This window comes from Mucilaginibacter sp. BGA-UO-ETr-C110 (assembly GCF_059567985.1).
Window position 1 is genome coordinate 3,024,933 of the sequence record NZ_JCAQPB010000002.1, and the last position, 18,132, is coordinate 3,043,064.

The window sequence follows — 18,132 nt, forward strand, 5'->3', positions numbered from 1 at the left end:
TCTCATTGCACATACTCCACTAATTCCTAAAATACTTGCTACTTGATACTAACTACTTGATACTAAAAACATGAACATCCAACTTGCCAACACGCTGTTTGATGAAGGCGTATTTTCGGCCATGTACAAGGCCGGTTTCATCACTACCAAAATATTTACCTATCGCGAAATTTACCTGTGGGTTGATGCCCAGATGCAAACACGCGGCATCAGCAAAAACCAGGCGGTACTGGAGGCCGAAGTCAAGTTCAGTAAAGACGAGCGTACCATTTGGCGGGCGCTGAATTGCTTTTCGGAATAGTGTATCTGAATTTTGTCTGAACCACGATCTTTAGGATTTTTGGATTGCCACGATTCTCGCAATCCTGATAAAATCCAAAATCTAACGAATCCAATAAATCCTGGTTCAGACAACCACTGACAAACTACTGTCACCACGCTGATAAATAATTGTCCCGATATTTGAATATCAATTAGTCTGAACCACCATTCAGACAAAATCACCCACTGACAAAACACTGTCACCACCAAAATAAAAACTAACTACGATCTTTGATTTATGCCAATCAGCATATTAAACACATTAGCAAACCTGCTTCACCTTTAATACCGGCACACCTCCAAAGACTACTGTCTGAATCAGAATTTACTGAATTAAAGAATTTTCAAAATTATTCTGTTCATTCTAAAATCCTGAGAATTCTGATTCAGACAATCTCAATACTCAATACTCACATCTAATATCCCAACAAATGAGTTACAAAATTTATTTACATGATACCGAAACCGACTGCATAGGTTCGGGCACCTTATCATCAGCCTATATCCAGCAACAACTGGAGGCCGCCGCTGGTGCAGATGTGGAAGTACACATCAGCTCGGTAGGCGGCAGCGCGTTTGATGCCATCGCCATTTATGACTTGCTTAAAAAATATCCTGGCAGAGTAATTACTTACATAGATGCGCTGGCCGCCTCAGCAGCTTCGGTTGTAGCCATGGGCGGCCAGCAGGTGGTGATGAGCAAATATGCCCTGCTCATGATCCACAAACCCATGGTAGGCTCCGGTGGTAATGCCGATGAGCTTTTAAAAGATGTGCAGATGCTCAATGTAGTACAATCGCGCCTGGCACAGATCTACATGGATAAATCGGGGTTGGATGGGCTTACCGTTAACAGCCTCATTAATTCTGTTACCTGGATGACTGCCGACCAAGCCCTTGATCTGGGCTTTATTGACCGCATTGATGATTACAACTCGCCCATTACCAACAGTGCTCTCATCCAAAAATACACCGATACCGCCCCCGCGGTTTACCAGCGATGCATTAACAAAATCTTAAACAATAAAAACAACATGAACATCGAAAACAAAGAACTTATCGAGAAAACCACGTCGGTTTTAGATAAGATTATGAACTTCTTCAAAAAAGTGGTAAACAAGCAAACCATTACCGACAAAGGCACGTTGCATCACGCCGGCGACATTGGCGAGGGCACCGAAGTGTACCAGGACGAAGACCTGACCACCCCTGCCCCCGCCGACACCTACACCACTGCCGACGGCAAAAAAATAGCCGTACAAAAAGGTCAGGTTCAAAAGGTAAGTCCGTGTGAAACCGATGCCAGCGACGGAGAGGATGATGAAGACCTGCCCGACGACAAGTTTAAATCATCAAAAAAACCTGTCGATATGGAGAATCGCGTACAACAACTAAAAGCCAGGCTGCACGCTCAGAACGCATTACTGAGCGAAGCCAAAGCAGCCCTGGAAACCGCCAACAATAGCCTGCAAAAAACACGCGTAGAAGTTAAAAACGAGATCAAATCGACCTTTACCCCCGAGGGCTCCAAACGCAGCAACAAAGCAAAAGCCGAGGCAACCCCATTCTTCGCCCCACAAAGCGAAATAGCTAAAAACGCGGTTAAAAAAGCAATTTCAAAATAGTTGGCAGTTAACGGTTTGCAGTTAGCTCATCAAATCCTAACCCCTTCATAACTGCATACTGCCTACGGCAAACTGCATACTAACAATCAAACAATATTCTAAAAAAACAAATGGCTCAATTTACATTCACTAACAACACCTATGCCGGCGAAGCGCTGGCCGGGTTCATGGCAAGCACGCTGCTGGAAGCTGATTCCGTAAAGCGTGGCCTGCTCACCGTAATTAACGACGTAAAATCGCGCAAGGTTATACTTGATGTTGATGACGACGTTGTACTACAAAACCCATCCGGTCTGTTCACCGATCAGGGTACCACCGCTCAGCAAACTGAAAGCTACCTTGATCCCGTAGTGTACGAATTCATGAAGCAGGAACAATGGGACAAGCTGGCTCAATCATGGGAAGCCCAAGCCTTGAAACCGGGCGCTTTTATGGACTATGAAGGCATTGTTGACCTGTCTGACTTTATGGTGCAACGTTATTTAACCAAAATACAAATAGCTAACGAGCGCCTGTATTGGTTAGGCAAAAGTGCCACCAAAGAAGCTGCCTTTACTGCCGATTTCGCAGGTTTATTACCAACCATAGCTGCCGCATCCGGAGTTTACAAAGTTGATCTGGGCAAATCAGCCACATCCATGGCGGCAACCGCTATTGATGCATCAGGTATAGTAACCGTAGCCAGCACAGCCTCTTTACGTGATGGCGACGTGGTTACTATTACTGGTGTAACCGGCAGCAGCAAGGATACTACCAACGGAGTTACTGGTATCAACGTACAGGGACAATCGTACTTCATTAAAGTAGTAAGCGCTACAAGCTTCAAGTTGGTACGTAACTTTAACGAGGTAAACACCCGTAAACCGGCTACTTTCACCGGTACATCAACCGCGGCAACTGTTAGCTACATCAATGCCAGCAACGTATTAGGCGTACTCGCCGGCATCTATGCACAATTGGATCCAGCCGATCGTAGCCAATCTGATTTTAACCTACAGATCCCATTACACGTAGGTTACGCCTATGCACAGGCACAGGCTGATAAAGCGGTTAATGTGCTTAACGCTTTCACCGATCCTAAAAAGATGGACTACTTGGGTTTACCATTACAATTGATGAACCACTGGCAAGCCAATACCATCCTCGGTGCACGCTCGTCAAACTTGTTCTTAGGAGTGGATCTATTGGGTGATGCTTCGGAACTATCAACCGTTTACATGAAACCCTACACTAATGACAACGTAGTGCGCATGAAGGCCCGCATGAAAGCCGCCGTAAACTACAAATTCGCCAACGAGCTATTCTACCTGAGCGCGTAAGCGGCTGCGCAATTACTGAATTATTGATTTAGTGAATTAGTGAATGAAAAAACTCTCTATATCAATTCACCACTTCAATAATTAAAAACCTAAACCCAATCAATAATTCAATAATGAGCTCCCATCACTAATTCACTAAATCAATAATTCAACAATTAAAATACATGTCAATTTATAATAAAATAAATGCGGGGTTTAAGCTGGGTACGGCTGACCCAATTACAGCGGGTATTGAGGATGTAGTTTACATCTTTAACCAGGATGATATCGCGCTCACCTATGATATCACCAATCCGCTTATCGTTACCGGTTTAACGGCGGTTAGCGCAGCCAAAGTTTACAAGTTTGAAGGAACCAACAACAGTTTTGGTACCACCTCAAAACTGGCCAAAACACAGGTTGGTCCGCGCTATACAGAAGAGATTGATTTTAATATCGCCGGGCTGTCTGTTGATATCAAAACACAGTTAACCGCCATGGGTTACGGCAGGGTTTGCGCCATCACGGTTAACAACTACAAATCAAGCGATTCGGCCATCGAACTTTTTGGAGCCGTAAATGGATTGATCCTGACCGACGCGGAACGCAATGCAGCCGATGAAACATTGGACGGGGGTTACAAGTTAAAACTTACCAACCCTGATAAGCTGAAAGAACCCTATCCTCCACGCGCGGTATCTATTGCGCCGCAAAGTGGCATAGCAACTTACGCCAGCACCATTGCCGCATTAGAGGCTCTGGTAGCCGCATAATCATTGCGTCATTCGGTCATTAGTCATTATAAAATGGCTAATGACCATAAAATTCATCAACATCAACTAATGACCTAATGACTAATGATCCTATGACAAAAAAATATATCCTAAAGCCCGGCAAGCATCAGTTCGCCCCGGGCTCCGCGGCAGTGCATGATAATGACTCTCTTACAGATGCTGAATTGGAATGGTACATGGAAAGATATCCGCATATAATAAGTTTGTTTGCCCCCCAGGCTCCTGAAGGGGGAGTCGAAAAGGACGAACAAGAAATAGAAAAACCAAATAACAAAAAAATAAAAGGAGTTGGCTCGCTAACTTCTCCTTCAGGGGGTGAGGGAGGCTTATGAAAACATATCTCCCTCAGATTGAGCGAAGAATATTGGTACGACCCAACCAGACGTATGGCATTCTAAACTATGACCTGGATAATGCCTATCCGCAGCGAATGCTGGAACTGGTTGCCGCCTCACCAACAGCAAAAGATTGCTGGAACAAAAGAGCAAAATTCATAACCGGAAATGGTTTTGAAGTAAAAACCCTGAGCAAACAAGTTGTGAATGAAAAGGGGCTGACATTGGCTAAATTATTAAAAGCCTTAGCCACTGATAAAGCCCTGTTCAGTGGCTTTGGTATCCACATAAACTACAATGCAAACTTTAAAATATCATCAATAAACTACGTAAAGTTTGAAGATATACGCATAGGTGACACGGATTGCCCGGATACTGCCGATAAATACGCTCTTTATTCAGACTGGGGGCGCAAGACCTGGAAAAACATCATGCGCAGCAAGATCATCTTCCTGGATAAATACAACCCAGATCCAGCAGTAATCGCACAACAGGTTGCCGATGCAGGTGGCTGGGAGCATTATAAAGGACAGCTTTTATATTTTAATCCCGAGGTAGATGATTACCCTTTAATTGAAGCCGATTCTGTTTGGGAAGATTTTGAGACCGAAGCCGGTATCAAGATCTTTAATAACCGCGAAGTTACCACGGGCTTTTTGCCTTCAACCATGCTATTTATGCAAGCCCGGCGTGAAGAAGCCGATAATAGCCGTCCAGACGCAGATGAGTATGGTGGGATAAACACTCCATCGCAACTGGAAAAAGATCTTGGAGCTTTTCAGGGGACAAAAAGTGCTCAAAAAATAATTGTTATTGAGTACGAGGATGAAAGCACAAAACCGGAATTTAAAGCTTACCCCATTCAAAATAATGATAAACTGTTTGAGACTACCGAAAGGTCGGTTGAGGCACGTATCATTAAAGGCTTTTCGGTACCAAAGGAACTCATCAATTCCGAGAAATCTTCGGGACTGAGTAATGGCAGTGAGAAAAAAGAGGCGATCATCGAATTTAATGATAATACCTCGCCTGATAGGCTGGAGCTTTCCGAAACTTTTTCTGAGTTATTCAGTCATTTCCATATCAATATTAATCCGACCGATAACTGGAATATTATACCTGTACCAACCATCATTGCTGATGACAATATTGGGGTTAAAGCAGGGAGCAGTATCAATGACCTTTTGTTATCAAATATCCCATCAAAAAACAAAATAGCGACACTGGTGCATGCATTTGGGTTTAAACAGGCAGAAGCCGAAGCCATGTGCCCTTAATCCTTTCCAAGGGGGATTATAGTTACACTTTAACAATATTAATATGAACAAATACTTTAAAATATCCCCTTTAAGGGGTTGGAGGGCCATGCTATGACTTATCTCATCAATAAAACCACTTTTCAGCAATACGAGGATATCACTGTAAATATAAAACCCGAACGTCTTAACGTGTTCATCAAAAAAGCACAAGACCTGGATCTGAAACCATTTTTGGGGCATGCGTTCTACTATGATTTTTTAACCTACTTTAATGAAGATGGCAGTCTGAAAGATGAAACTCCGCAACATTACAAAGACCTGTTAAACGGCACCGAATATCTTGATCAATACGGGCATATCATATTGTACGAGGGATTGATCCCAACGCTTGTTTATTTCACCTTTGCACGCTTCATTGAAAACGACGCGATACATTATACGCCTACTGGCCCGGTGATCAAACATCATGAAAATGGAGATCCATTATCGGCATCTGCTATAATAAAATTGGTACAGCAGCAACGCAGCACGGCAAATGCCCATGCCAATGAAGTTGAAAAGTTTTTGTGGGAAAACAAAGAAAATTTCCCCCTTTGGCGACATAATGCAAAGAACAACAGCGCCAGGCAAGCCGGGCCCCGCATCAGAGGTATCGACAAAACAGATTTCAACTATCCCGGCACCTACAACAACTATAATTTATCTATAACTGAATTTTTAAACTGATGGCAACCGATAAAAAAATAAGCGATTTACCCATAGCGTCGACCATTAACGCAAACGACAATTCAGTTTTAATAAAAAATGGCACAGATTATCAATTTGCATTCGATACGCTGCTTCAATTTATCAGCTCGGAGTTAGCCGTTGGGGCCAATATCACTTTTGGGAGTACGCTCCCGCCAAATAATACAGGCAAGAGTGGTGATGTGTTCATAAATACCAACACGGGATCTTTTGCTCAAAAACTCACCAACACCTGGACTGTCGTTTACACCCTGCCACAAGGGAATAATGCTGTAGACGGCACCGTTCTATATGGCAATATTAATCCTGGAGCTTCAACAGGCAACAATAACGATACCTACATCAATACGGCAAGTGGTATTTTCTTTAAGAAATCGGCAGGTGTGTGGAACCAGGCATTTTCCATGCAAACTGGTCCGGCTGGTCCGCGTGGCAATAGCGTACTTAATGGAACGATAGACCCAACGGCATCAATCGGCCAAAACGGCGACTTTTATTACAATACAGTCACTCAATATATATTCGGTCCAAAGTCGGCCGGTGCGTGGCCAGCGGGCATCCGCTTAAAAGGAGCAAACGGTAATACTATATTGCACGGTACAACTACCCCCTCAAACCTTACCGACGGGGTTGATGGCGATTTTTATATCAATGTTAGCACTTATGATATGTTCGGGCCTAAAGCCGGTGGCGTATGGCCTGCGCCCTTTCCTTTGATATATGATCTGGGATATACGCCAGAAAACTCCGCAAATAAAAATCAGCCCAATGGTTATGCAGGATTAGATGGCACAGGAAAGGTTGCCGCATCCTTGTTACCCAGTTATGTAGATGATGTAGTAGAGGCAAATAGCTTTGCAACGCTACCGAATCCGGGCGAAACCGGCAAAATTTACATTACTCTGGATGCTAACGCCGAATATCGATGGAGTGGATCAGCTTATGTGCAAATTGTTGCCTCACCTGGCTCAACTGATGCCGTACCCGAAGGTAGTGTAAATAAATATTTTACTAGTTCCAGGGTATTAAATACCCTTTTAACTGGGATAGGCTTTTTGACCAAAACAGCTGTATTGGCTACCGATACCATACTGCAGGCCATAGGCAAATTGCAAACGCAGTTTAATGCATTATTTAAAATACCTACAGGTGGAACAACAGGTCAGGTTTTAGCAAAAACAAGCAATACTGATGGTGATACCCATTGGATTGACATGTCTGGCGGCGGTGGTACAATTGACCCTTACCTGGCTTTACCTACAAATGCAGGTAAAGATGTAGAAATATTCGGAACAAGTATTTCGGCAGGCTATGGTATTAATTTCCCCGATTTTCCCTTTGGGGTTCTGTTCGCCCAAATAACTGGCATGCAAAACTATAATAACAGGGCGCAATCAGCAACAAACTGCTTTGCTGCTTTAATGCAACACTATGCATATATGCCGGTGATATCAAATAGGACTGTCATCAGCCTGATTGAGATGGGTTTTAATGATTTCAAAAGTACCGATAACGCTAAAAATTGCTCAAAGATATTCGGGTGTTTAAGCTCTGCTTTAGTGAGTAATTTTACCGAAGTGATTTATGCCGGAAATTTCACTTTCATGCAAAAAACGGGAACATGGGCTGATTACGACACCAGTGTACACGGAGGTAAAGCGGCTTATATTGAAGCTAATCAAGGTCCGGCTTCAAAAGGTATATCTTCCAATGTTGCTGGTTCTACCTACGCATTTGGCAGCACAGGAGCACCTTTAGTTATTGGAACTTATGCTGACGATGGATCTGGGACTAATTCATTGGGTGGTTTTACGGTATCTATAAATGGAAAAGTTATATATACCTATTCTCCAACTGGTAAAACAAACGGCATTACCGACAATAACAATTATGATAACAGTATAACACCTTACCCCGTATTGATTAAGAGCCAATATCCAGGTACTTTAATTACAATTACTACGCTTGATAACCTGCCGACCATCATTGATTATATAGCCTTTTTGGGTGATTGTAATATATATTCACCTGCTTTTGTAGCATTAGTACCGGAAAAATCAGATGCGGAATACGCCGCCACTGCCGGGCTTTCAAGCAAAGCAAAAACAGCCGAAGCCAATACAGCTATAAAAAATGCGGTCGGCCAATTTGCGGGATATCCGGTAACTATATATGATCCCAATAGCAACGGTTACGACCCGAACAACACGGATCATAGCGCAGATGGTATACACCCGACAGCATTGGGCCATAGATTATTTTTAAAAAGCCAGTTAAATAAAACATTACCTATTGTTGGTTACCCTATGCCAAGCTTACCTCCTGGTTCTACAGAAAAAGTAGTAAGTGTAGTATCCACCGGGCCAGTATTAAACTATGATGTTGTAAACATTTTTGTTGCACCCAATAATTTAACCACTGCAGATTGGTCAACCGGTGTGGCGGCAGTTACGGGTATAATAGGTCAGGAAAGTGCAGATAGTACCTACCGGTATAAGTGTATAGGAGTTAATCAATGGGTAAGATCATTAAACATGCCCCCCACAGTTTTGGATTATTATATAGGAACTATTGACGACACCGGCGGCGATAAAACAAGCGCAAACCTCCAAACAGCTTTCTCTTCGGCATTAATTGGGCAGCATGTGAGAGGGGTAAACAAGATGTATGAAAAAATTAACAGTACGGACTGGATTAAAACAGCAATAGCGATAGCATAGATATGGGAACAATGTTTAAAACAGGCAGCCAGTTATTAGGTATAAATGGCTCTATTTATAAATTTAGTACCTCGACGGCAAGTATTATTAAACCGCTTACCCCGCAGCCAACAAGCAGTATAGATGATATGTGTATAGACGACCTGAATAACAGGCTGTTTGTAACCGCGCGAGGTACAGGAGAGGTATGGGTGTATGATACGATTACCTTAATCAGAATAGCTACTATTCCTGGTTTTTCATCTTTCCTTTTTATAAGAAAAGATCCCAATCCAACTAATAATAGAATAACCGTTTATGATTATTATAATTCTCAATTTAGGTTTATTGATCTCACCTCATTGGAGCTTAGTAGTACAATAATTTCAAACAGTTATGGAAGTGGTAAATTTGAATATGATCAAGATGTCGGGCGAAATCAAATACTAGCGTGCATTAATACATCAAGCATAGCTATTTTAGATGCGACTACCTTCACCCTTATACAACAAATTAACGATCCTCTATTTAATTACGTTAACGCAGCAAGGCGGAATGCTCATAACCTAGATGAAATATATGTATTTAGCGGTGGATATAGTGATGTAATAGCGGTAAACATGGTTGATTTGTCTTATAAAATTAAATCATTTTCAGCAGGCGCAAGCGACGCAGACGCCGACCCCAACTTACCCAACAATAGAATATATGCAGTATATGGTGGAACCAATATATATACCGCATCTGATTTGGGATTCATAAAGAATTTAAATTTTCCGGCTGCTTTTACAGTGGTTGCTGATCCAATCGTAGCTAATCACAGATTATTTCTAGGAGGTAATTCGATATTGTTTACTGCCACACTGGGTTAAGTCTAATAGCTGGGTTGATGTTGAAGGTTGCTTATTAGATATTTGAATAACGTCATAATAAAAAACTAAGCCAACTACATTTATACATGAAATTTTATCTTGTTATTAGCCAATCTCCTTGATTATTTAACAACAGATAGGCAACTATCTAAGTCCCTACTTTTAAAATAAAGCAATCTCATCAACTCCCCAAGACTCATTTTGGGCAATAACTGATTCTCATTCCACACCAAACCCAATCACCATGAAACGATATATAATTTTTATCAGGGGCTTCGCCATGCTCACCGGATGTGTAACACAGCATCAACATAAACTGGAGCGTCGCGCTCTTGATAGTGTGATCATGCTTAACACAATCGGCGCTACAACTGATAGTATTTACTCCTTAAAAAACAAACCATGCAAAAAATAACTTCAAACTTTTTAAGTCTAAACACTCAGGACTTTATTAAGGGTTTCATCATCACCATAACCAGCGCGGTGTTCACCCTGGTTGCAGAATCTGTTCAACAAGGGCAGTTTACATTTGATTTCACTACCATATGGCATACGGCAGTAGCCGCAGGTATAGCTTATCTGGGCAAAAATCTGTTTACTCCGGCAAAAACCATAATACCCGTTCAATGATGATGAAGATCAGTAAAAATGGCCTTGCCCTCATCAAAAGCTTTGAGGGACTGGTACTCCATGCTTATAAAGATATTGCCGGTGTATGGACTATCGGTTACGGTTCCACAAGATATGAAAATTGCAAAGAGATAAAACCAGGTGATAAGCTGGGTAATGAAGAGCAAGCTAATCTATTATTACACAATACGCTTAGTAAATACGAGGCTGCGGTAAATAGCTATGTACTTGTGCCTCTAACTCAAAATCAATACGATGCGCTTGTGTCTTTCACTTACAATTTAGGTACAAACGCACTGTTACATTCTACTTTATTAAAAAAGCTGAACGAAAAAGATTATGCAGAAGCTGCCAATTGGTTTGCCCCATGGAATAAAATTACCGACCCGCAAACCGGCAAAAAGATAGTAAGCGACACATTAACAAAACGACGCGCTAAAGAAAGCGCTTTATTCAAACAACCATGACAACTATAGAACATCGCGAAATTAAAGGCATTACCCTTAAAAATATCCTGGTGACTGTACTCAGCACAATCAGTATAGTGATGTCCGTAATGACAACCTACTTTCAATTAAAGAGCGATATTAAAGATGTTCGTTCAACACAAGAAATACAATCACGCGTCAATGAAATAAGATTGAAAGTTTTAGAAGGCCAGGTGGCCATATTACAACAAGACGTAAACAAACTTAAAGACAGTAAAAAACGATGAGCCTAAACACTTTTTTAAAAAAGATCTGGAACCAGATTGAAGTACTTTTTGGTGGACTTCCATCAGAGATTAAAACAGCATTGCAGATTGGGATCACCATAACTGAGAATATTAAAAATTTTGTCGACTCCCCCATTGCAGATATTTTCACTTTGATTATTCCAGGAAATATTGATAATATGATTAAAGATAGGCTCAGACTATCTCTCCCCATTTTCTTAACCGAGTTAAAACTGGTTGAAAGTTCTTTAAACTTAACTCAGCCAGATCTCATTGTAAAAGCTGCAACCGAGGTTATAAAAGCTATGGATAAAAATATTAAGCCAGGAATTCTTCATCAGCTATCTATACTGATTGCACAAATTGCCGCAGATGGAAAGCTAAGCTGGAGTGATGGCGTACTTTTATCGCAGTGGTATTATGAACATAAGTTCAAAACGATAGATCAATAAATATTTATATTGCTATTTAAGGTGTGCCCAGGAGCGGATTCGAACCGCCACATCCTTACGAATGCCACCCCCTCAAGATGGTGCGTCTACCAATTTCGCCACCTGGGCTTTTCATTAAAAAAATAGTAGCCTTAAATAATAATTACTTAAGGCTACTCAATTAAATCAGGCGTGCCCGAAGAGAGACTCGAACTCTCAAGAGACAATTCTCAACGGCTTCTGAGACCGCAACGTTTACCAATTTCGCCATCCGGGCCTATTGCTCTGATGTTTCAGGATCGCAATGAAGCGACTTTCCACATCAATTAATTAACAAGCGTGCAAATATAATCGTTTCAATCAAATTGCAATCTAAATAATATAAAAATTGATAAGTAATTGCCATTTGCATCCTTTTCAATTAATTTCGGATAAAACTGTATTCTTTATCCGATTCCATGAAAGCAAAATATCACCTCATTACCAGCATTTTATTTCCGCTTCTGTTTTTGTCATCAATTACGAGGTCACAAAGCATCGTGCTTTTACAGCAAGATAAACCTACAAGTATTAGAGGTTTATCTGTTGTAGATGATAAAACGGCATGGATCAGTGGCAGTAAAGGATACATTGCAATAACCAACGACGGAGGAAAAACATGGGATTGGCAGCAGATAAAAGGTTATGAAAAATCTGAATTCCGGGATATTGAAGCATTTTCAGACAAAGAAGCAGTGATCATGAGCTCAGGTACACCATCCTTAGTACTAAAAACCATCGATGGCGGTAAAAGCTGGCAGGAGAAATACCGAAAAACCGATACTACTTATTTTTTTGATGCTATGGATTTTGCGGATGAGCGACATGGGTACATCCTTGGAGATCCCATTAAAGATAAATTTTTACTAATGGAGACTAATGATGGCGGTGAAACATGGACTAATATGGCCAACCCTCCCACTGCGTTGCCGGGCGAGGCTGCTTTTGCGGCCAGTGGTACTTGCTTCCGGGTATATAACAGAAATTTGTTTATTGTATCCGGAGGTAAAAATAGCAGAATGATCACTACTATAAAAAATGGCAACGATGGATATAACTATGTCAATCTCCCCATCGCTCATTCAAAATCAAGCCAGGGCGCATTCTCTTTAGCATCCGGAAAAAATGAGATCATAATAGTTGGCGGTGATTATGAAAATGATAAAAGAACAGATTCTGTAGCCACGATTTTCAAACTCCACCCTCCTGCTTTTAATAATCCAGTTCAAGGGCCTTGGGGCTTTCAATCATGTGTAGAATATATTAAAGGTGATATATTTCTCTCCACCGGCACTTCCGGAAGTAACATCACCACTGATGGCGGTCATACCTGGAGGAAGATAGACAACACAAATTTTAATGTTTGCAGGAAATCAAAGCACGGAAAAATGGTTTTACTTGCCGGAAATAACGGCAAAATAGCAATTTTTAAAATGTAGTTTATTGGCAATGAATGCCTTAAAAAATACTTGTGAATTAATTCAAAAAAAGGCTTGCACCATATATCAAATACTCCTATATTTGCACCACTTTAAACGGAAACGGTAACACAATCGAAGAAGTTAAAAGGAAGATTCCGTAGCTCAGCTGGTAGAGCATAACACTTTTAATGTTGGGGTCCTGGGTTCGAATCCCAGCGGGATCACAAAAAGCCTCACAATGTGAGGCTTTTTGCATTTAAACCATCTTTACAACCGCTTTCTCCCAATCTTCCTTTCAGGTTTTTAAAATACAGCTTACTATAACTCCAATAATTGCTGCTGATGAAAAGCTGATCAACGTACCAACTAAAATATACTCCGTCTTTTTTTGCTCCCGGTCATCTTTATCACCAAAACGAAGTATAGATTTAGCGGCCATTAAAAAACCTAAAGCTGTGTATTGATTACTTATAATAAACGTTAATATCAAAACCCGCTCACATCGACCAATCCACATACCGGCCTTACTCAAGCCTCCTGCATCCATACCTGCCTCTTTTTGCCATTTTTCTGTTGCTTTGCCAATAGCAATCCCTAACGGACCAATTACCAAATAATAAGACAAGATCAATACCCAAAAATGGGTTGAACTTAAGTATTCAATTGCCCATGCCGTTATCAAATGACAGTTAAAATAAACAGCTATCCAAATCAGGAGAATAACAGCCAAATGCAATAACTGATCAAATAAAAAATAGATAAAATTATTGGAACGGTGGCTTTTCCAGATGTCTACTGCCAGGTGAGTTACCATCACAATCAGCGGGATATACCATTTGCTCCAATCCCACAAAAACATATAGGTTAATACCGTTACCACCAATACGTGGTAATACATTTGAGGCGCTTTCTCCTTTTTTCTTTCTTTAGCTTTTACCCAACTCTGGGGCTGAAACAGAAAATCACCCAACAGGTGCGCCATCAGTAACCGTAATAAAATACTAAGTTCCATTATTTAAAATATTGCTTTTTTAGATCCGTATTTATATAACTAATACCTTTTTCAACTTCTTTCCACTTAGCCGCTCTTAAACTCTTAGCGATAGCCGGCTGACTCATTTTTAGTTCCTTTGCTATTTTATCCTGCGTACTATCTTCTATACTTAATAACTGATATATAGTTTCTGCCTGGTTTATCGTCCAGCCCCTTACAATCATGTTAATATACATCAGTATCACCTGATATGTGCCGGTTTTAGCCTCATCAAAGATAGTGAGCCTAATGATCTCCTCTTTATCCATTTTATCGAAGTTTCTTCCCGAAAGATGAAACGCTTCTCCGTCAGAATCCAGAACATTTTTACCAAGATACGCTATTTCACCAATTCCAATCGAAAGCCTGGTACCCAAGCGGGCAAGACTATGTTTATCAGAATTCATCTTAAACCAGCATATCAACCGTATGCATTTGTTTAAAACCTCACCTATGTCATTTATTATAAATTGATAGCTATCCCCCCTAAATATTGCCGCATCCAGAGGTTGTTTAACCATTGATCTTAATAACTGCTCGGTATCACCAACTAACTTACCCCGTTTTTGATCTGATAACTTGGTAAAGTTTTTAATATCCCCGGTAACAACTGCATATATCTTCATAACATCTATATTAACATATACTAAGTTATAACTAATTTTAGTTATATTAAAATAAAACAACCAATTTTAGTTATATTAATAAAATATAACCAATCTAAGTTATAATATAAAAATATAACCATTTTTAAACGTGTTCCATCACACAATGGACATCAGCCAAACCACGCTTGACTGCTTTGTGCATATTAATAACTTTGTAGCATGTCAGCTTCTCAGAACATTAAAGTAGCCGTTGATGCGGTTGTATTTGGATATACTTCAAAAGAAGGCTTATCAGTACTATTGATCAAGCGAAATATTAAACCTTATAAAGATAGCTGGGCCTTACCCGGTGGATTAGTTGGCGACGATGAATCACTCGAGGATGCTATACAAAGGGAATTAAAGGAAGAAACCGGCATCAGCATTAACTATCTGGAACAACTATACAGCTTTGGCAAACCAGGGCGCGATCCACGCAACCGGGTAATATCCATTACCTATTATGGCCTGGTAAAACCCGACGCCTTTGAAATTAAAGCCGACACTGATGCCAGCGACGTTGCCTGGTTTAACATCAAAAACCTCCCTCCTTTGGCTTTTGATCATGATCAGATCGTTAATGTGGCGCATGATCGCCTTAAAAGCAAAATGCTTTACCAACCGGTTGGCTTTGAATTACTGGAAGAAAAATTCCCTTTCTCTGAACTCGAAAAACTATATATGGCCGTTCTTGACCGCCCTATCGACCGCCGTAATTTCAAAAAGAAGGTGGTTAAATTTGGTTTCCTGGAAGATACCAATGAGAAACAAGCGCTTGACGGTGCCGGCAGACCAGGAAACCTTTTCCGTTTTAATGAGGAAAAATACTACCTACTGCAAAAACAAGGCATCAGCTTTGAAGTTTAAATCATCAAAATCAATAAAAAAGCAAAAATAATTTGCGTATTATAAACACATATTTATATTTGCGTATAACTAACGCAATTAGTCATGAAAACAGGAGTAATAATAGCACGTTTCCAAACACCATACCTGCATGAAGGGCATCGTCAGTTAATAAAACAGGTAAGCGGTAGTCATAATAAACTGATCATCCTGCTGGGTGTTAGTCCGATAATCGGCAGCCGAAAAAACCCTTATGATTATCATACCCGCGAAAAAATGATCAAAAAAGATTATCCGGAGATCATTGTATTACCGGTAAGCGATCATCCAAGCGACCGGGTATGGTCCGAGACATTAGATAATTTACTAAAAAGCGTTTTCCCGTCAGAACATTTTTGTTTGTATGGCAGCAGGGATAGCTTTATCCCCTACTACTCAGGCAAATTTGAAACGGTAGAGTTACCCGAGCATGGCGACTACAATGCCACTGAGCTTCGTAAACAATATGCCGATAAGGTATTCGATTCCAATGATTTCAGGGCGGGCATCTTATATGCTTACTATAACCAGTATACTAAGGTTTACCCTACTGTTGATATAGCCTTGTTTCGCAATAACAGAACCGAAATACTCCTCGGCAAAAAAGCGGTTAATAACAAATGGCGTTTCATCGGTGGTTTCTCTGATCCTGAGGACGCCGATTATGAAAGCGCCGCCAAACGGGAACTGATGGAGGAATGCGGTGAACTGGAGATCACTGAAATGACCTATGAAACCTCTCGCAAAATAAACGACTGGCGCTACCGTAATGAAGCCGACAAGATCATAACCCTGCTATTTAGTTGTGATTACATAGCGGGTTCTCCTACAGCACAGGATGATATTATCGACCTTAACTGGTTTCAATTATCTGATCTGCCGCAAATGCTCACCGATGGTTTCATCAGCGATGAACACCACGAGTTGTTTGATTTTATGATTAACAAATACCTAAAAAAATAAGGCCATGAAACGCGAAAATCTGATCCTTTTGGCTGACGCATATAAATACGCCCACCATAAATTTTACTACCCCGGCACCACCCAAATATATAGCTACCTGGAAAGTCGCGGCGGCTGGTTTGACGAAACCATATTTTTTGGTTTACAATATTTCTTAAAGGAATACATTCAAGGACAAGCATTTACACAACAAGATATTGACGAAGCCGAGGGCTTTCTACAGCAGGTTTTTGGCCGGGATGATGTATTTAACCGTGCAAAATTTCAATACATCCTGGATAAATATAATGGCCATTTGCCCATAAAAATAAAAGCAGTTACCGAAGGTACCGCCGTGCCAACCGGCAACGTGTTAATGACCATAGAGAACACCGACCCGGAGTGTTATTGGCTTACCAACTTTTTGGAAACCCTATTGATGCAGGTATGGTACCCATGCACTGTGGCTACGCTTAGTAATCAGATCAGGAAGGTGATCACTCAGTACTACCAGGAAACCGCTACCGATGGTGCCGAAGCAGGAATTGATTTTGTACTGAACGATTTTGGTTTCCGTGGGGTAAGCAGCGTAGAGAGTGCTAAACTGGGCGGTGCCGCACATCTCATTAACTTCAGCGGTAGTGATAACCTGGCTGGTAGCAGCATGGCCATCAATTATTATGATGCTCAGAAAGTTTATGGACTCAGTATACCGGCAACCGAACACAGCATTTGCACCCTGCTGGGTAAAGAGGGTGAACTGGAAGTCTTCAGGCACGTATTGAAAAGCTTCCCAACCGGCACTATCGCCTGCGTATCTGACAGCTACAATATCTTCAGGGCATGCGAAGAGTACTGGGGTACCGAACTACGCGATGAGATCCTGAACCGCAAAGGCACCCTGGTTATCCGTCCGGACAGCGGCGACCCCATCAGGACCCTGCTGGAGATATTTGAGATCCTGTTCAGCAAATTTGGCTACACCGTTAACACCAAAGGCTACAAAGTTTTACCACCGCAATTGCGGGTGATACAGGGTGATGGGGTTAATTATACCGAGATCAAAAACATTTACAAAACACTAAAAGAAAACGGCATCAGCGCCGAAAACCTGGTATTGGGCATGGGTGGAGCCTTACTGCAAAAAGTGGATCGCGATACCCAAAAATTCGCACTTAAATGCAGCAGCGCTGTGATTAATGGTAAAGAAGTAGCCGTTGAAAAAAGCCCAACCGAAATGGATGCACAGGGCAACATTACTGAAAGTTTCAAAAAAAGCAAAGGCGGGCGGTTGAAACTGGTAAAAATAAACGGCATCTTTAAAACTGTCAAAGAACAAGACTACACAGAACTGGGCGACCATTTGCAAACCGTGTTTGAGAACGGTAAGCTGGTAAATACCATCAGTTTTGAACAGGTAAGGGCAAATGCCAATTAAT

Annotated in this window: 19 protein-coding genes and 3 tRNA genes; 18 read left to right on the forward strand and 4 right to left on the reverse strand. The window is 41.2% G+C overall.

Annotated elements, in window-relative coordinates; translation table 11 throughout:
* Positions 1 to 70: 70 nt before the first annotated feature.
* The 13 genes from AC57BQ_RS13340 (at position 71) to AC57BQ_RS13400 (ending at position 11,747) form a co-directional block, all read left to right on the forward strand.
* Positions 71 to 301, forward strand: coding sequence for a hypothetical protein (locus AC57BQ_RS13340; RefSeq protein ID WP_090466360.1), 231 nt, complete (start codon positions 71 to 73; stop codon positions 299 to 301).
* Between the two features lie 451 nt (positions 302 to 752).
* Positions 753 to 1,946, forward strand: a complete 1,194-nt coding sequence (locus AC57BQ_RS13345; protein ID WP_496406743.1) for a head maturation protease, ClpP-related — start codon at positions 753 to 755, stop codon at positions 1,944 to 1,946.
* Between the two features lie 110 nt (positions 1,947 to 2,056).
* Entirely contained in the window at positions 2,057 to 3,265 is a 1,209-nt protein-coding gene (locus AC57BQ_RS13350) for a hypothetical protein (RefSeq protein ID WP_496406744.1), read from the forward strand.
* A gap of 164 nt (positions 3,266 to 3,429) precedes the next feature.
* Complete coding sequence (locus AC57BQ_RS13355) at positions 3,430 to 4,017, forward strand: hypothetical protein (RefSeq protein ID WP_496406745.1); 588 nt, start codon at positions 3,430 to 3,432, stop codon at positions 4,015 to 4,017.
* A 92-nt stretch (positions 4,018 to 4,109) separates the two neighbouring features.
* Complete coding sequence (locus tag AC57BQ_RS13360) at positions 4,110 to 4,370, forward strand: hypothetical protein (protein WP_143013852.1); 261 nt, start codon at positions 4,110 to 4,112, stop codon at positions 4,368 to 4,370.
* Complete coding sequence (locus tag AC57BQ_RS13365; protein ID WP_496406746.1) at positions 4,367 to 5,650, forward strand: hypothetical protein; 1,284 nt, start codon at positions 4,367 to 4,369, stop codon at positions 5,648 to 5,650. Before AC57BQ_RS13360 ends, AC57BQ_RS13365 begins: the two co-directional genes overlap by 4 nt.
* Positions 5,651 to 5,743: 93 nt before the next feature.
* Complete coding sequence (locus AC57BQ_RS13370) at positions 5,744 to 6,358, forward strand: DUF6712 family protein (RefSeq protein ID WP_496406747.1); 615 nt, start codon at positions 5,744 to 5,746, stop codon at positions 6,356 to 6,358.
* Positions 6,358 to 9,099, forward strand: coding sequence for a hypothetical protein (locus tag AC57BQ_RS13375; RefSeq protein ID WP_496406748.1), 2,742 nt, complete (start codon positions 6,358 to 6,360; stop codon positions 9,097 to 9,099). The genes AC57BQ_RS13370 and AC57BQ_RS13375 overlap by 1 nt, the downstream gene beginning before the upstream one ends.
* A 2-nt stretch (positions 9,100 to 9,101) precedes the next feature.
* Positions 9,102 to 9,950 carry a YncE family protein gene (locus AC57BQ_RS13380; protein ID WP_496406749.1) on the forward strand — a complete coding sequence of 283 codons (849 nt, stop codon included), beginning with the start codon at positions 9,102 to 9,104 and terminating at the stop codon, positions 9,948 to 9,950.
* Positions 9,951 to 10,352: 402 nt separating this feature from the next.
* Positions 10,353 to 10,580, forward strand: a complete 228-nt coding sequence (locus AC57BQ_RS13385; RefSeq protein ID WP_496406750.1) for a hypothetical protein — start codon at positions 10,353 to 10,355, stop codon at positions 10,578 to 10,580.
* Positions 10,577 to 11,047 carry a lysozyme gene (locus AC57BQ_RS13390; RefSeq protein WP_496406751.1) on the forward strand — a complete coding sequence of 157 codons (471 nt, stop codon included), beginning with the start codon at positions 10,577 to 10,579 and terminating at the stop codon, positions 11,045 to 11,047. Before AC57BQ_RS13385 ends, AC57BQ_RS13390 begins: the two co-directional genes overlap by 4 nt.
* Positions 11,044 to 11,295: a hypothetical protein gene (locus AC57BQ_RS13395; protein ID WP_496406752.1), complete on the forward strand. Its 252-nt coding sequence runs from the start codon at positions 11,044 to 11,046 to the stop codon at positions 11,293 to 11,295. Before AC57BQ_RS13390 ends, AC57BQ_RS13395 begins: the two co-directional genes overlap by 4 nt.
* Positions 11,292 to 11,747, forward strand: coding sequence for a hypothetical protein (locus AC57BQ_RS13400; protein WP_496406753.1), 456 nt, complete (start codon positions 11,292 to 11,294; stop codon positions 11,745 to 11,747). The genes AC57BQ_RS13395 and AC57BQ_RS13400 overlap by 4 nt, the downstream gene beginning before the upstream one ends.
* Positions 11,748 to 11,771: 24 nt before the next feature.
* On the opposite strand, the gene AC57BQ_RS13405 is transcribed toward AC57BQ_RS13400, so the two are convergent.
* Positions 11,772 to 11,855 (reverse strand) — tRNA-Leu (locus tag AC57BQ_RS13405).
* A gap of 64 nt (positions 11,856 to 11,919) precedes the next feature.
* Positions 11,920 to 12,003 (reverse strand) — tRNA-Leu (locus AC57BQ_RS13410).
* A gap of 181 nt (positions 12,004 to 12,184) precedes the next feature.
* Between AC57BQ_RS13410 and AC57BQ_RS13415 the strand changes: the two genes are divergently transcribed.
* Both AC57BQ_RS13415 and AC57BQ_RS13420 read left to right on the forward strand, forming a co-directional pair.
* Complete coding sequence (locus AC57BQ_RS13415) at positions 12,185 to 13,204, forward strand: WD40/YVTN/BNR-like repeat-containing protein (protein ID WP_496406754.1); 1,020 nt, start codon at positions 12,185 to 12,187, stop codon at positions 13,202 to 13,204.
* Between the two features lie 133 nt (positions 13,205 to 13,337).
* Positions 13,338 to 13,410: transfer RNA gene (locus AC57BQ_RS13420), tRNA-Lys, on the forward strand.
* 71 nt (positions 13,411 to 13,481) lie between these two features.
* On the opposite strand, the gene AC57BQ_RS13425 is transcribed toward AC57BQ_RS13420, so the two are convergent.
* Positions 13,482 to 14,198, reverse strand: a complete 717-nt coding sequence (locus AC57BQ_RS13425) for a DUF3307 domain-containing protein (protein WP_496406755.1) — start codon at positions 14,196 to 14,198, stop codon at positions 13,482 to 13,484.
* Positions 14,198 to 14,845: a hypothetical protein gene (locus tag AC57BQ_RS13430; RefSeq protein ID WP_496406756.1), complete on the reverse strand. Its 648-nt coding sequence runs from the start codon at positions 14,843 to 14,845 to the stop codon at positions 14,198 to 14,200. Before AC57BQ_RS13430 ends, AC57BQ_RS13425 begins: the two co-directional genes overlap by 1 nt.
* A gap of 201 nt (positions 14,846 to 15,046) precedes the next feature.
* Between AC57BQ_RS13430 and AC57BQ_RS13435 the strand changes: the two genes are divergently transcribed.
* The 3 genes from AC57BQ_RS13435 to AC57BQ_RS13445 all read left to right on the forward strand — a co-directional run bounded on the left by AC57BQ_RS13435 (position 15,047) and on the right by AC57BQ_RS13445 (position 18,131).
* Positions 15,047 to 15,733 carry an NUDIX hydrolase gene (locus AC57BQ_RS13435; protein WP_496406757.1) on the forward strand — a complete coding sequence of 229 codons (687 nt, stop codon included), beginning with the start codon at positions 15,047 to 15,049 and terminating at the stop codon, positions 15,731 to 15,733.
* An 84-nt stretch (positions 15,734 to 15,817) separates the two neighbouring features.
* Complete coding sequence (locus tag AC57BQ_RS13440; protein ID WP_496406758.1) at positions 15,818 to 16,714, forward strand: NUDIX domain-containing protein; 897 nt, start codon at positions 15,818 to 15,820, stop codon at positions 16,712 to 16,714.
* 4 nt (positions 16,715 to 16,718) lie between these two features.
* Positions 16,719 to 18,131, forward strand: coding sequence for a nicotinate phosphoribosyltransferase (locus tag AC57BQ_RS13445; RefSeq protein WP_496406759.1), 1,413 nt, complete (start codon positions 16,719 to 16,721; stop codon positions 18,129 to 18,131).
* Position 18,132: the final 1 nt, after the last annotated feature.

What these genes read in the sequence shown, in the direction of transcription:
- AC57BQ_RS13445 (WP_496406759.1), top strand. Translation starts at nt 16,719, where the DNA reads ATGAAACGCGAAAATCTGATCCTTTTGGCTGACGCATATAAATACGCC.
- AC57BQ_RS13340 (WP_090466360.1), top strand. Translation starts at nt 71, where the DNA reads ATGAACATCCAACTTGCCAACACGCTGTTTGATGAAGGCGTATTTTCG.
- AC57BQ_RS13440 (WP_496406758.1), top strand. Translation starts at nt 15,818, where the DNA reads ATGAAAACAGGAGTAATAATAGCACGTTTCCAAACACCATACCTGCAT.
- AC57BQ_RS13400 (WP_496406753.1), top strand. Translation starts at nt 11,292, where the DNA reads ATGAGCCTAAACACTTTTTTAAAAAAGATCTGGAACCAGATTGAAGTA.
- AC57BQ_RS13360 (WP_143013852.1), top strand. Translation starts at nt 4,110, where the DNA reads ATGACAAAAAAATATATCCTAAAGCCCGGCAAGCATCAGTTCGCCCCG.
- AC57BQ_RS13390 (WP_496406751.1), top strand. Translation starts at nt 10,577, where the DNA reads ATGATGATGAAGATCAGTAAAAATGGCCTTGCCCTCATCAAAAGCTTT.
- AC57BQ_RS13355 (WP_496406745.1), top strand. Translation starts at nt 3,430, where the DNA reads ATGTCAATTTATAATAAAATAAATGCGGGGTTTAAGCTGGGTACGGCT.
- AC57BQ_RS13380 (WP_496406749.1), top strand. Translation starts at nt 9,102, where the DNA reads ATGGGAACAATGTTTAAAACAGGCAGCCAGTTATTAGGTATAAATGGC.
- AC57BQ_RS13395 (WP_496406752.1), top strand. Translation starts at nt 11,044, where the DNA reads ATGACAACTATAGAACATCGCGAAATTAAAGGCATTACCCTTAAAAAT.
- AC57BQ_RS13365 (WP_496406746.1), top strand. Translation starts at nt 4,367, where the DNA reads ATGAAAACATATCTCCCTCAGATTGAGCGAAGAATATTGGTACGACCC.
- AC57BQ_RS13350 (WP_496406744.1), top strand. Translation starts at nt 2,057, where the DNA reads ATGGCTCAATTTACATTCACTAACAACACCTATGCCGGCGAAGCGCTG.
- AC57BQ_RS13345 (WP_496406743.1), top strand. Translation starts at nt 753, where the DNA reads ATGAGTTACAAAATTTATTTACATGATACCGAAACCGACTGCATAGGT.
- AC57BQ_RS13375 (WP_496406748.1), top strand. Translation starts at nt 6,358, where the DNA reads ATGGCAACCGATAAAAAAATAAGCGATTTACCCATAGCGTCGACCATT.
- AC57BQ_RS13430 (WP_496406756.1), bottom strand. Translation starts at nt 14,845, where the DNA reads ATGAAGATATATGCAGTTGTTACCGGGGATATTAAAAACTTTACCAAG.
- AC57BQ_RS13415 (WP_496406754.1), top strand. Translation starts at nt 12,185, where the DNA reads ATGAAAGCAAAATATCACCTCATTACCAGCATTTTATTTCCGCTTCTG.
- AC57BQ_RS13385 (WP_496406750.1), top strand. Translation starts at nt 10,353, where the DNA reads ATGCAAAAAATAACTTCAAACTTTTTAAGTCTAAACACTCAGGACTTT.
- AC57BQ_RS13425 (WP_496406755.1), bottom strand. Translation starts at nt 14,198, where the DNA reads ATGGAACTTAGTATTTTATTACGGTTACTGATGGCGCACCTGTTGGGT.
- AC57BQ_RS13435 (WP_496406757.1), top strand. Translation starts at nt 15,047, where the DNA reads ATGTCAGCTTCTCAGAACATTAAAGTAGCCGTTGATGCGGTTGTATTT.
- AC57BQ_RS13370 (WP_496406747.1), top strand. Translation starts at nt 5,744, where the DNA reads ATGACTTATCTCATCAATAAAACCACTTTTCAGCAATACGAGGATATC.